Raw genomic sequence first — 12341 nt, 5'->3', positions numbered from 1 at the left:
AAGGCGAGCGCGGCTGAGCAGAAGAAGACGGTTCAGAGTTATAAGGACCAGTTGGAGAAGGGGTTCAAGCAGCTGCAGGAGCAGGACCAGCTCAACGCGAAAGGCGTCAGCAGCGTCGACGCAGGCGGCAGCAGCGGCGCGTCTGCGGGCGAGTACAGCTCCGGGCATGGCGCGGCCGCGGGCAAAGGCCGCGAGGCCGCGAAAGCGTGGATCGAGAAGGGGCTCGCGGCCAAGGGGATTCCCAAGAAGGACTGGCCCGCGTGGGAGAACGGCCTGTTGACGATGATGGAGCGCGAGTCCTCGTTCAACCCCGGCGCGGTCAACAACTGGGACTCGAACGCGCAGGCCGGGCACGCCAGTGTCGGCGTGCTCCAAATGATCCCCTCGACGTTCAACTCGTACAAGGTCGCCGGGCTCGACGACATCATGGATCCTTCGGCGCAGGTCGCCTCGTGCATCGGCTACGTGATGTCGCGCTACGGGGTGAGCGCGGACGGGAGCAACCTGACGTCCCTGGTGCAGCAGGCCGACCGCAGTCGCCCCCCGAAGGGCTACTGAGCGCCCGTCGCCCGGCTAGGAGACTTCGGCCGGGGGCGCTGCCCAGGCGTTGCAATCGGAGATCCTCCTGGTCCCCACGCCTTTGAGGAACCAATCGAGCATGTGCTGCGCGCTGGGCCGTGTCGCTGCGCCACGGTCCGTCGGGTCTGCTCCTTGTTTCATGTCGTCGATGTAGCCGAGGAAGAAGTCTCGATTCTCCGGCTGGGCGTCGTCGTCGGCTTTGCGGCCGATGTACATGCCGGAAAAGCACGTTTGCACGGCGAGGAGCCTGCGGCTGAGCTCGTTCGCCTCGTCCGGCCCCGATCCGGCTTGTTGCTCTGCGATGGCTTCGCTCTCGAACATCGCCGTGCGGATTGTCAGCCACAGGCTGAACGCGAAGCCGACGTCCGTCAACGCGCGGTACATGTCCATCTCGCCCGCTCCGTCCCGGTAGGCGCTGTCATGGATTTGGAAGTAGATGGCGCCGTCGCGGCAGACCAGCGGGGTGGCCTGGGCGTTTCGCTCGCATGTCGCGGCGTACGGGTAGGCGGTCGGGAAGCCGAGGACCGGGCGAAGGTCGGCGAATTTCGCGGCGGACAGGGGAGTCTGCCACGTCTTTTGCATGCAGTTGAACTCGTCGCGGACGTACTGCTCAAGGCCCTTGTCGAATCCTTCGCTCTGCGCGTCCCAATGGAATGCGCAGTCTGCCAATGCGAGGTCGGGGACGGCGGCCTGGAAAATCGGGTTGCCCGCGAGTTTCGTGCTGATGTCTGCGGTCCCCGGCGCCCCGGTGGCCCCGGCGTTGTGGGGAGCTCCTGGTTTGACCGGCGCCAGGCAGCCTGCGACAGACAGGACTGCCGCGAGGCAGAGCGTCGGGGTTGTGCTCCATGGCGAGCTCCAGAGGGCGGACAGGCGCAAAGCCAAGCCTTTCGTTCGGGGTCGTTCGGCCGTGTCGTCGTCGGGCCTAGTCGTCTTCGTCGTAATGGCCGATGCGCCGGGTGGAGCCGCCCCATTCCTCCCGCGAGGGCTCGTCCCGGTCGTCTTCCTCTTCGTCGTTCCAGCGTTGTGGGCGTTGGTAGGGCGCGGTCTCCTCGTCCTCGTCGGGGCCGGCTCCGACGGCGAGGATGGACGTGTCGTCCTCGCGGTCGGGGCGTTTGTGGGGTTTGTCTGTTTCTGGCTCGTCGGCGGCGAAGCCGATTTTGAGCTCGCTCCGGGCGGCGTGCTGGTCGTGTTTGGCCTGTGCGGATTTCTCGTAGATCTCGCGTTCTTGTTCTTCGCCCAGCTCTTTGTTGGCCTTCTCGAACGCCTCGTGCTCGTCTGCGATTTTTTCGAAGGAGTTTTTGGCCTCTTCGCGCTGTTGCGCGAACTCTTGTCGGTGCGCGGCGGCGAGGGCCGCGAGCTCTTCGACCATGCCCATGGTTGACGGTCCTGTCCTTTTACTCGAATCCGGTGAGGTGGCCTTGGTTGCTCATGGCTTGGCGGACATTGGCTTGGACTTCGAAGTCGCCGTGGTCGTTGGCCGTTTGTTTGCGGACGGTCCCGCCGCCGTCGCTCTGGGCGGCGTGGCCGAGGCCTGCGGGCGCGGTGGCGAGGGCAGGGCCGGCCTGGATGGCGGAGGCGGCGGGGGAGGACGCTGCGGGGCCGGAGCCCAGGGACGCGCCTGCGGGGGAGGCATGGTCGGGTTCGCGCTCGCCGCCGGAGGCCTTCTCCTCGTCTGCGGCTTCGCCGTCCTTGTCTTCCTCGCCGTCCCGCTTCTCGTCCTCGTCTTTGTTCTTCTCGTCGTCTTTTTTCTTGTCTTTGTCTTGTTGCTGCTGGGCGGCTTGGGCCGCGGTTTGGATGATCTGTCCGACGCTGCCCATCAGGCCTTGCAGGGCGCCGCCGAGCGCGGAGCCGAGGCCGCTGACCGCCTGGCCCAATGCTTGCCCGACCGAGCCGAGCGCCTGGCCTGCCGACCCGAGCGCCTGGCCGATGTCCCCGGCCCCACCAGCGGCTCCGGAGCTCGCGCCGTGTGAGCCTGCGCCGCTGTCGCTCCTGCCGTTGGCGAGGCCGGACCCGGCAGGCTTCCCGCTCCCAGCGCCGACACCGCCCCCGCTGGGGCTGCCGCCGCCCGCGCCTGGACCGCCGCCGCCGGGGCCCGGGACAGCCGCTTGCGGCGGTTTGTCATCGCCAAGGACGGTGGGAGGCGCGCCGGGGTCGGGCGGGAGCTTCTCAAGGACCTCCTTGCCGCTTTGGTGGACCTTGGCGCAGAGCGCGGTGATCCCGTTCTCGGCGGCGCGAAGGGCTTTGACGAAGTTGACGAGGGTCTCGGCGCCCGCGATGACGTTGTCGATCCGCAGCTCGTCCAGTTTCGCCTGGAGCTTTCGCGCCGTTTTGACCCCCGGGGACTCCTCCTCTTTCACTTTTCTGATGGTCGGGACGTCGATATGGATTTTCTTGCCCGTGACCGAGCCGATGGTGTTGTTCCACGCGTCGGTGACGAAGCCCGCGCCGCCCTGGAGCAGTTTGTTCGCCTCGTCGATAGCCGCGTTGACGAGCTTCTGCAGGTATTCCTCGGTCTTGCGCTCGATCATGAACTCGAAGTCGGCCGCCGCGATCCCCACTTCGAGCAGAGTCCCGGCGAGCACCACGGCGGCCCCTGCCGTGCCTGCGCTGACGGCGCTGGCGGCGGCGGTGATCTCCGCGACGTACTCGGCGTCTTGCAGCAGGTCGATGATCTTCTGGTAGTCGTCCTCGGTATGGCCGCCGACAGCGCCCTTGAGGCCTTGGGCGATGTCCTCCACGCCCGGTTTCTTCATGTCCAGCAGCTCGGCGATGTTGTGGCCGGTCGCCGCGAGGCCGAGGCTGGCGACCTTGAGCGCGTCGATGGTGGCGGCCGCGGACTTGCCTCTGTTCGTCCCGTAGTGCGCCTGGGCAGCGTCGCCGCCCTCGCCGACCCAGGCCTCGCCCATCGAGCCCATGTCCGACGCCTGCCGTTGCGCGCCGTCCTGCGCCATATCGCGCGCGTCCTCCGCGAGGCCGGCGTGGGCCTGGATCCCCGCGAAGCTGACTTGGTCCTCCCAGTGGTACATCGCGTACAGGGCGGGGGCCATCGAGTCCTCGCCGGGCTTCCACCCGAACAAAGGCCCGGTCACGCCCGAGAGCGCGTCCTTTGCCGCCTCCCACCCGGCGCCGAAGGCGTTGTCCGAGTGCACATACCCCAACGGGCCGAGCACGGCTTTGTTCTTGTTCGCGAAATCCGACCAGCCCATGACGAACTCGACGAACCCGTCGTCCGCGAGGATGTCCTTCCCGGTCTTCGCGTCCTGCGCCGCCTTGTTGTCCTGATCGCGCCGCGCGTCGTCCGCGTTCGGCAGCTCGTGCTTGTCCATCTGCTTCTGGACGTCGGAAGGCAGAGCGCTCCCGCCGGGGCGATCCTTCGTGCCCCACCCCGTCTCGTCGGCCGCAGAAGGAGCCTTCGCGCCGCCAGGGGCGGTCGTCGGCTCCGGCAGCTCGTTCGCGGCGGGGCCGGGGGACCCGTCCGCGTTCCGGATGACCTGGCCCGCCTTGTTCTTCAGATTGCCGATCTGGTCGAGCGTCCCCACGATGCTGCCCGCCGTGTCCCTCACATGCCCGGCAGTGTCTGCCGTCCGCTTCCACCAGGGGTCTTTCGGCGTGTAGGTGTGCGTGGTCTCTGCGGTCGTCCTGCCGTCAGATCCCACGGTCGACTTGTGCTCGACCTTCGGCTTTTGATAGCCGTGCGGCTGGGGAGAGCGCTTTCTCAGCGGCGCTCTGCGCGCGGCGCTCCCCGTCGGCGGCGTGTCGATCTCTTCGAAAAAGACGTGTCGTCCCATATCCCCTGTCCTCTCGTGGCCCTTTGCCCGTCTTTGCCGTCCCAGGCCGCTACAGCTTCCCGTCGGGCACGTCGATGTGCTCGAGGCGCTGCCCTTGGTCGTCGTCCTGGCCTCGGTAGTGCCGGACGCTTGCGCGCAGGGCGTCGCCGTAGCCGCCGCAGTACCGCGCCCAGTCGCCCAGCCCCTTGCCGATCTTCTGGACCTGTCCCTCCAACGGCCTCGCGGCCTCCGCCCACGGCCCGTACGCCGGAGCCAGCTCCACGTCCTGCAGCTTCTCCGCGTGCGGACGCAGCTGCTCCGCATGGTCCCGGAAACGCTCCCCGATACCGTTGACAACGTCCTGATCGATCTCGAACCGCTTGCCCGAGTTGCTGGTAGTGCTCATTCCGTCTTCCTCCTGCCGCCTGTCGCGGCCCCGCTGTGTTCTCGTCCTGGTCCCCGCAGGCCTCGCCCCGCCGTCGGGGCGGGGCCGGTCATGGGTTTTCTTGGGAGCCTCGTTCTTGGCGGGGTTCGAACTTGAGGGCCGAGGCTTCGAAGTCGAACGAGGCTTCGTCGGCGTGGTTCCGCCTCGGCGCCGGGGGCCTGCGGCTGTTGTAGCTGGCGTGTTTCGGGAACAGCAGCTCCGAGACGCTGATGTCGAGCCATGCGGCGATGGTCTCGATCTCGTCCACCCGCCAAGGGCGCCGCTCGCCAAGCAGATCGCTGACCGTGCGGAGGCTGACGTCGAGGACGTTCGCGACGTCGTTCCGTTTCAACCGACGCCTCGCCAAATGCCCCCTCACCTCTAACGTCACCGTTCTATTGAGATCTCCCATAAACGGACACTAGCACGCCTTTTATGAAGAAAAATCCCTTAAAGCGGAATATGATATTAGCTAAGCAAAAAAGCGACAAAAAGGCGCAGCTAAGTCTTATTAAGTAGGCGAAAAAGCGCACAAAAGCGTCATAAATTTGCAGAGCGTGTCGTGCGGCTCAAAGGCATGGACGGAGATCGCGGCGCGCGGGCTCGGGCGGGCGGTGGTAGACAGGAACGTATGGAACCCGAACAGCCCCAATCCCGTGCCGAGCGCGAGGTCGTGGACCTCGTGTCGCGCCTGATCCAGTTCGACACGAGCAACACCGGCGAGCTCGCCACCACGAAGGGCGAGGCGGAGTGCGCGCGATGGGTCCAGGCCCAGCTCGAAGAGGTCGGCTACGAGACGGAATACCTCGAATCCGGCGCGCCGGGCCGGGGGAACGTCTTCGCCCGGCTCAAGGGGGCCGAGGCGGGGCGGGGAGCCTTGCTCATCCACGGCCATTTGGACGTGGTCCCGGCGGAGCCCGCGGACTGGAGCGTGCACCCCTTCTCCGGGGCGGTGCAGGACGGGTACGTCTGGGGCCGGGGCGCGGTGGACATGAAAGACATGGTCGGGATGACCTTGGCAGTCGCGCGGCAGTTCAAGGCCGAGGGCGTCGTGCCGCCGCGCGACTTGGTCTTTGCCTTCCTCGCGGACGAGGAGGCGGGCGGCACATACGGGTCGCACTGGCTGGCGGAGCATCGGCCTGACCTCTTCGACGGCGTGACCGAGGCGGTCGGCGAGGTCGGCGGGTTCTCGATGACCGTGCCGGACAAGGAAGGGGGGACCCAGCGCCTCTACCTCATCTCCACGGCGGAAAAAGGCCTGTACTGGATGCGGCTGACCGCGAAGGGGCAGGCCGGGCATGGCTCCTTCCTCAACGGCGACAACGCCGTCACGATCCTCTCCGAAGCCGTCGCCAAGCTCGGCAGGCATGTGTTCCCCCTGGTCATCACCGACACCGTGGCGCAGTTCCTCCGGACGGTCTCGGAAGTCACCGGGCTCGACCTCGACCCCGACGCGCCGGACCTGGAGGGGCGGATCGCGAAGCTCGGCGACTTCTCGCGCTCGCTGAATGCAACACTGCGGGACACGGCCAACCCGACGATGCTCAAGGCCGGGTACAAGGCGAACGTCATCCCGCAGGCCGCCGAGGCCGTGGTGGACTGCCGGATCTTGCCTGGCCGCAGGGCGGCGTTCGAAAAAGAGGTGGACGCGATCATCGGCCCGGACGTCGAGCGCAGCGCGGTCACCGACCTCGGCGCCTACGAGACCGCCTACGAGGGGGCGCTGGTCGACGCGATGAACGCGGCGCTCGTGGCGCACGACCCGGATGCGAGGCCCACGCCGTACATGCTTTCCGGCGGGACGGACGCGAAGGCCTTCGACAAGCTCGGCATCCGCTGCTTCGGCTACGCGCCGCTCAAGCTGCCCCCGGATTTGAACTTCGCGGCCCTGTTCCACGGCGTGGACGAGCGGGTGCCGACGGACTCGCTCATCTTCGGGACGAGAGTGCTGACGGACTTTTTGCTGCGGAGCTAGCCGGGCAAGCGTCCCGCGCGTTAACGCGCGGGATCGGCAGGCGCCTGCAGGGCGGAGACGAGGCCTGCCACCGTGGCGCTCGCCGCTATGCCCGTGACGATCGCGGCTCCCGCCGAGCCGACCTCGCGGCGCGAGCGCGCTTCGAGGAACGCGAGCGCGTCCACGGCGTCGATCACGACATTGGCCCAGAGGAAGGCTCGCGGAGCTTTGAACGCGTCCAACCGGCTCAAACCAATGGCGAGGAGGGCGTTGCGCACGCCGAACAGGCGGGCCATGGCGGGCGCCGGTGTTCCGTCCCCTGGGATTTGCAGGAGCCTCAGCCCGAGCCGGGGCACGAACAACGAGGTGATCGCGACTGTCGTGCGCCCCGCGATGAGCGCGCGCAACATGACGTGTTTCGGGGCGGAAGGGCTGGTCGTCATCTGTCTGGCTCCATTCTCGTTGGCCGTCCGGCGAGGCGGCCCGCGCTCAAAATATGTTCTATGCAATAGACCATACTCTAGTTCTTTCCGTGCCGGAATCCGCCATGGCCGCTCGGCCGGAGCTGCCCTGCTCCGTAGGGCGCTGTGCGCGGCCCGTGCCCGGATGACTACCTTGGAGCCGGTAGACCGTCAGCCGAGTTCGAAGGAGCCACCATGTCCCGCGACCCCTTTGCGGATCTTCCCGCCCTGCCGGGCTTCACGCTCAGCTCCACCGACGCGCCAGACGGGTCTCGCCTGAAGAACGCTCAGGTGAGCGGGATTTTCGGCGCAGGCGGCGACGATATCTCGCCGCAGTTGTCGTGGTCCGGCTTCCCCGCCGAGACGCAGAGCTTCGCGATCACCGCCTACGACCCCGACGCGCCGACGCTCTCGGGCTTCTGGCATTGGGCGGTGGCGGACATCCCCGTCACGACGACCGAGCTGGCGACCGGCGCGGGCGACGAGTCCGGGTCGGGGCTGCCGCATGGCGCCGTGCAGCTGGTGAACGACGGGGGCGTGCGGCAGTTCCTGGGCGCGGCCCCGCCGGAGGGCCACGGCGAGCACCGTTACTTCATCACGGTGTGGGCGGTGGGAGTGCCGAGCCTCGGCGTGCCCGCCGAAGCCTCGCCCGCGATCCTCGCCTTCAACCTGTTCGGCCAGGCCATCGCCCGCGCGACCATCGTTGGCACCTACTCGCAGTAGCCCGGCCCGGGCGCCGGGACGGGGCCGCTTAGCGGGCTTCGCGGCCGACGGCCTCGGAGATATTCGAGAACCCGTGCTCGCGGACGAGTTTCGCGAGCCCAGCGTTGATCCGCCTGGCGTAGAGCGGGCCCTCGTAGATGAACCCGGTGTAGCCCTCCACGAGGCTCGCGCCCGCGAGGATCCGCTCCCACGCGTCCTGCGCCGTGCGCACGCCGCCGACGCTCACCAGCGCGAGGCTCCCTGAGGTCGCCGAGCGCAACAGGCGCAGCACCTCCAGCGCACGTCGGGCCAGGATCGGCCCGGACAGCCCGCCCGCGCCCGCGCGCTCCACCAGCTCCGGGTCAGAGCGCAGCCCGGAGCGGCCGATCGTGGTGTTGGACGCGACCAGGCCCGCGAGCCCGAGGCGCGTCGCGAGGTCGGCGACGGCCTCCACGTCGGCGTCGGCGAGGTCGGGCGCGATCTTCACGAGCACGGGGACGTCGCTCGCCGCCGCGACTGCGGCGAGGATCGGCTCAAGGGTCGACACGGCCTGCAGATCGCGCAGGCCTGGCGTGTTCGGCGAGCTCACGTTGACCACGAGGAAGTCCGCGACAGGGGAGAGCGCCCGCGCGCAGGCGCAGTAGTCGTCCACGGCTTCTTCGGCGGGCGTCGTCTTGTTCTTGCCGATGTTCGCCCCGATCGGGACCGGGCGCCGTGCCCCGCGCAGCCGGTCCGAGGCGGCTGCCGCGCCCTCGTTGTTGAAGCCCATGCGGTTGACGAGGGCCTGGTCCGCCGGAAGCCGGAAGAGCCGTGGGGCCGGGTTCCCCGGCTGGGGGCGGGGGGTGATGGTGCCGATCTCGGCGAAGCCGAAACCGATCTTGCCCCATGCTTTCGCGCCGAGTGCGTCCTTGTCGAACCCGGCCGCGAGGCCGAACGGCGCGGGAAAGTCCACGCCGAACAGCCGCTGCGCGAGCACGGGGTCGAATCCGGAGTCGGGGAGCAGGGGAGCGCCGAGCCGGATGCTCGCGAACGCGAGGTGGTGCGCGGTCTCGGGCGACAGGCGGAACAACGCGGGCTTGAGGAATTGGTACGGGGCGAAGCTCACGAAGGGACTCTATTCACGAAGGGACTCTATTCATGAGGGGACACCGCTCACGTCTTCCAAAGCGGCGGCGATAGATTTCGGCAGGGTCAGCTCTTCGGCGGCGAGAGCCCCGGTGAGCTGTGCGACGTCGCGCGCCCCGACCAGCACGCTGGACACCCCGAGCCGGTCGCGCACCCAGGCGAGCGCGACGGCGAGCGGCGAGGTGGCGAGCCCGTCCGCGGCGGTGAGGACGCCGTCGACGATCCGGTTCGCCGCCTCCGTGCGGAAGCGCTCGACGGAGACGGCGGCCGTGGGATCCGCTCCGCGTGAGTCTTTCGGCATGCCTTGGCGGTATTTCCCGGTGAGGACTCCCTCGGCCAGCGGGGTCGCCACAACGGCGCCGACGCCGTGGTGTTTCGCGCAGGGCAGCAGCTGGCCCTCGGGCTCGCGGGCGAGCAAGGAGTACTCCACGCCCGCCGACACGAGGGAGAACTCCGCGCAGCGCGCGGCCAGCGTGGCGAGCTGCCACCCGTTGAACCCTCGGACCCCGATATAGCGCGTGGAGCCGCGCCGGACGGCGTAGGACAATGTCTGCGCCACCTCGTCGACCGGCGTGTGCGGATCCCACGCGTCGACCTGCCACAAGTCGAGGTGGTCGATCCCGAGCGTGCGCAGTGTGTCGTCCAATTGGGCGAGCAGCGCCCGCCGGGAGCAGTCGACCCTCGGATGGATCATGGGGTGGATGCCCGACCCGCTGGCGATGACCAGGGACTCTCGTTTGACGTGGCCCTTCAACAGCCCCGCGAGGATCTCCTGGGAAGCGCCGTCCGCGTACGCGGGCGAGTTGTCCACGAACGTCCCGCCCGCGTCGAGGAACGCCGTGACCAAACCGGCAGCCTCGTCCGCGTTCGTGCGCAGGCCCCAGTTCAGGGTGCCGAGGCCCAGCCTGGAGACGCGCAGCCCGCTCGAGCCGAGGGTGCGGTACTTCATCGCAGAGCGTCCGCGCGAGAGAATGGCATCAGGACATCTTGCCATGCGGACTTGCGCGCTCGCGGATTTGCGGCGTTCGTCGGGCGGTGATCGCCGCACGCTAGGCTCGACATATGACCGTCCTGTTGGTGCGCCATGCCCGATCCACCTCCAACGTCGCGAGGACGCTGGCGGGACGCAGCCCTGGTGTCGGGCTCGACCCCCATGGGCAGCAGCAGGCGCAGGAGCTCGTGCTGCGGCTCGCGGAGCTGCCCATCCGCAAGATCGTGCGCTCCCCGTTGCAGCGCTGCGCCGAGACGATCGCGCCCCTCGCGGCGGCGCTCGGCCTCGAGCCGGTGGCGGACGAGCGGCTCAGCGAGGTCGACTACGGCAGCTGGACCGGCCGCAAGCTCGACGAGCTGGGCAAAGAGCCGCTGTGGAAAATCGTGCAGCGGCATCCGTCGGCGGCAGTCTTTCCGGAGGGCGAAGGCCTCGCCCAAGTGCAGGCCAGGGCCGTCGCGGCAGTCCGCGAGCACGACCGCGCGGTCGTGCTCGAGCACGGGCCGGGAGCGCTGTGGCTGGCATGCTCGCACGGCGACGTGCTCAAAGCGATCCTCGCCGACGCCGTCGGCGCCCACCTCGACCAGTTCCAGCGCATCCTCGTCGAGCCCGCGTCGGTGAGCGTGGTGGCGTACACGCCGCACTTGCCCGTGGTGTCCTGCCTGAACCACACGCATGGGGCGTTGCCGTCCGAGAAGTTCCATGTTCTGCCCGCCGCCGTCACGGTGACCAAGGCCGAAGAGCCTGAGCAAGCGGCCTATGATGGGATAGTCGGTGGGTCGCCCGGGGTTGTGTCCGGGAGGCAAGACGAGTCTGCGATGGAGGTGTGATGTCGAGGGCAATCCATGTGTTCCGGGGCCCGGAGCGTTTCATCACCGGCACCGTCGGCGAGCCGGGCGACCGCTCGTTCTTCATCCAGGTGGTCGACTCGGTCCAAGTCGTCACCGTCTCGTTGGAGAAGCAGCAGGTGCAAGTGCTGGCCGACCGGGTCGAGAGCCTGCTCGACGAGGTGGCCCGGCGGTTCGGCGCCCCGGTGCCTCCGCCGGTGACCGAAGTGGCCGACCTGAACCCACTGGTCACCCCGATCGAGACGGAGTTCCGAGTCGGCGTGATGGGGCTCGGGTGGGACGCCCAGTCGGCGACCGTGGTGGTCGAGCTCATGGCGATCACCGAGGGCGAGCTGGACGAGTCGATGATCCTCGAAGACTCGGAGGAGGGCCCGGACGCGGTGCGAGTCTTCCTCTCCCCGCAGGCCGCGCGCGAGTTCGTCGCCCGCTCCAGCCTCGTCATCTCCGCAGGCCGTCGCTCCTGTCCGCTGTGCACCGAGCCCTTGGACCCGGCGGGCCATATTTGCCCGCGCACCAACGGCTACCACCGCCGAAACGGCTAGGGCTTTGGGGACTCCCGGCTCCTCGTCCGAGACGGAGCACTTGCTGCGCTGGGCCGAGCTCAAGACCTTGGGAAGGCTGCGCTCGGCCTCGAACGTCGTGCTCCTCTGCGAGCTGGAAAGCCAGCCCGAGGAGTTCCTCTGCGTTTACAAGCCTGTGCGGGGGGAGCGGCCGCTGTGGGATTTCCCCGAGGGCTCGCTCGCCGGGCGGGAGTTCGCGAGCTATCTGATCAGCGAAGCGCTCGGCTGGTCGCTGGTCCCGCCGACCGCGCTGCGCCATGGCCCCCACGGTTGGGGGATGGCCCAGCGGTGGGTGCGCGCAGCCGACGGCTCCGAGGACGAGCTGGTCGGTTTCTACTCGCTCGACCAGGTGCCCGCGGGCTGGCTGGCGGTCGTCCTCGGCAGCGACTCGAACGGCGAGGAAGTGGCGCTCGCCCACGCCGACCACCCCAGGCTGCGCCAGCTCGCGGTGCTCGACGCGCTGCTGAACAACGCGGACCGCAAGGGCGGCCACGTGCTCCTGGACGAGGGCGGGGGCGTGTGGGGCATCGACCACGGGGTCTGCCTGCACGAGGATCCGAAACTGCGCACCGTGCTGTGGGGTTGGGCGGGCGAGCCGATTCCCCCGGACCAGCTTGCCGACATCGGCAGGCTCGCGGCCTCGTTGGACGGGGCGCTCGGCAAGGAGCTGTCCGAGCATTTGACCGAGGACGAGCTCACGGCCTTGGGCGAACGGGCGGAGCGGCTGTTGGCCGGGCGGGCCATGCCGGTCCCGGACGGGGACAGGGTCCTGCCGTGGCCTCTGATGTAGCTCGTCAGGAGTCCGCGACGGCGCCGGACACTGATCCCGCAGGCGGTGGGCGGTCTTCCCGTCGTCGTGCAGGCGGTCGCGTGGGCGCGGCAGCTGGCCTCGTCCCGGATTGGTCCGCGAGGGACAGGCGGAGCTCGATTGAC

Annotated in this window: 13 protein-coding genes and 1 pseudogene; 6 read left to right on the top strand and 8 right to left on the bottom strand. The window is 68.7% G+C overall.

Annotation, left to right across the window (positions count from 1 at the left end; translation table 11 throughout):
- The coding region (locus tag ACRC20_RS05885) for a transglycosylase SLT domain-containing protein (RefSeq protein WP_438685416.1) at window positions 1–558 on the top strand (558 nt) is incomplete at its 5' end.
- Between the two features lie 15 nt (window positions 559–573).
- Here the strand turns inward: ACRC20_RS05885 and ACRC20_RS05880 are convergent.
- From ACRC20_RS05880 to ACRC20_RS05860, 5 genes are all read right to left on the bottom strand, one after another.
- Window positions 574–1455 (bottom strand): hypothetical protein, encoded by an 882-nt coding sequence (locus ACRC20_RS05880; protein WP_438685415.1) that lies wholly within the window; start codon window positions 1453–1455, stop codon window positions 574–576.
- A 46-nt stretch (window positions 1456–1501) separates the two neighbouring features.
- Window positions 1502–1954: a hypothetical protein gene (locus tag ACRC20_RS05875; protein ID WP_438685414.1), complete on the bottom strand. Its 453-nt coding sequence runs from the start codon at window positions 1952–1954 to the stop codon at window positions 1502–1504.
- A gap of 19 nt (window positions 1955–1973) precedes the next feature.
- Window positions 1974–4367 (bottom strand): hypothetical protein, encoded by a 2394-nt coding sequence (locus ACRC20_RS05870; RefSeq protein WP_438685413.1) that lies wholly within the window; start codon window positions 4365–4367, stop codon window positions 1974–1976.
- 49 nt (window positions 4368–4416) lie between these two features.
- Window positions 4417–4752, bottom strand: coding sequence for a hypothetical protein (locus ACRC20_RS05865; RefSeq protein WP_438685412.1), 336 nt, complete (start codon window positions 4750–4752; stop codon window positions 4417–4419).
- Window positions 4753–4840: 88 nt separating this feature from the next.
- Complete coding sequence (locus ACRC20_RS05860; RefSeq protein ID WP_438685411.1) at window positions 4841–5182, bottom strand: helix-turn-helix domain-containing protein; 342 nt, start codon at window positions 5180–5182, stop codon at window positions 4841–4843.
- Window positions 5183–5401: 219 nt separating this feature from the next.
- On the opposite strand from ACRC20_RS05860, the gene ACRC20_RS05855 reads away from it, so the two are divergent.
- Complete coding sequence (locus ACRC20_RS05855; RefSeq protein ID WP_438685410.1) at window positions 5402–6745, top strand: M20/M25/M40 family metallo-hydrolase; 1344 nt, start codon at window positions 5402–5404, stop codon at window positions 6743–6745.
- A gap of 20 nt (window positions 6746–6765) precedes the next feature.
- On the opposite strand, the gene ACRC20_RS05850 is transcribed toward ACRC20_RS05855, so the two are convergent.
- Window positions 6766–7167, bottom strand: a complete 402-nt coding sequence (locus ACRC20_RS05850; protein WP_438685409.1) for a hypothetical protein — start codon at window positions 7165–7167, stop codon at window positions 6766–6768.
- A gap of 213 nt (window positions 7168–7380) precedes the next feature.
- Between ACRC20_RS05850 and ACRC20_RS05845 the strand changes: the two genes are divergently transcribed.
- The gene (locus tag ACRC20_RS05845) at window positions 7381–7908 is read left to right on the top strand and encodes a YbhB/YbcL family Raf kinase inhibitor-like protein (protein WP_438685408.1); all 528 of its coding nucleotides are present in this window, start codon (window positions 7381–7383) and stop codon (window positions 7906–7908) included.
- 28 nt (window positions 7909–7936) lie between these two features.
- Here ACRC20_RS05845 and ACRC20_RS05840 read toward each other — a convergent pair whose 3' ends face one another.
- Window positions 7937–8992, bottom strand: coding sequence for a quinone-dependent dihydroorotate dehydrogenase (locus tag ACRC20_RS05840; protein ID WP_438685407.1), 1056 nt, complete (start codon window positions 8990–8992; stop codon window positions 7937–7939).
- A gap of 30 nt (window positions 8993–9022) precedes the next feature.
- On the bottom strand, window positions 9023–9961 hold the full coding sequence (locus ACRC20_RS05835; RefSeq protein ID WP_438685406.1) for an aldo/keto reductase: 939 nt from the start codon (window positions 9959–9961) through the stop codon (window positions 9023–9025).
- A 113-nt stretch (window positions 9962–10074) separates the two neighbouring features.
- On the opposite strand from ACRC20_RS05835, the gene ACRC20_RS05830 reads away from it, so the two are divergent.
- The 3 genes and pseudogenes from ACRC20_RS05830 to ACRC20_RS05820 all read left to right on the top strand — a co-directional run bounded on the left by ACRC20_RS05830 (window position 10075) and on the right by ACRC20_RS05820 (window position 12198).
- Complete coding sequence (locus ACRC20_RS05830; protein WP_438685405.1) at window positions 10075–10830, top strand: MSMEG_4193 family putative phosphomutase; 756 nt, start codon at window positions 10075–10077, stop codon at window positions 10828–10830.
- Window positions 10830–11378, top strand: a pseudogene (locus tag ACRC20_RS05825) (DUF3090 domain-containing protein); the annotation flags it as partial. The gene ACRC20_RS05830 and the pseudogene ACRC20_RS05825, both read left to right, overlap by 1 nt.
- A 16-nt stretch (window positions 11379–11394) precedes the next feature.
- Window positions 11395–12198 carry an SCO1664 family protein gene (locus tag ACRC20_RS05820; RefSeq protein WP_438685404.1) on the top strand — a complete coding sequence of 268 codons (804 nt, stop codon included), beginning with the start codon at window positions 11395–11397 and terminating at the stop codon, window positions 12196–12198.
- The last annotated feature ends 143 nt before the right edge of the window (window positions 12199–12341 follow it).

The sequence above is a fragment of the Segniliparus sp. genome (genome assembly GCF_051660745.1).
In the GTDB taxonomy this organism is placed as follows: Bacteria; Actinomycetota; Actinomycetes; order Mycobacteriales; family Mycobacteriaceae; genus Segniliparus.
The sequence above is the reverse complement of the archived record's forward strand: the minus strand, read 5'-3'. Positions and strand labels throughout refer to the sequence as shown.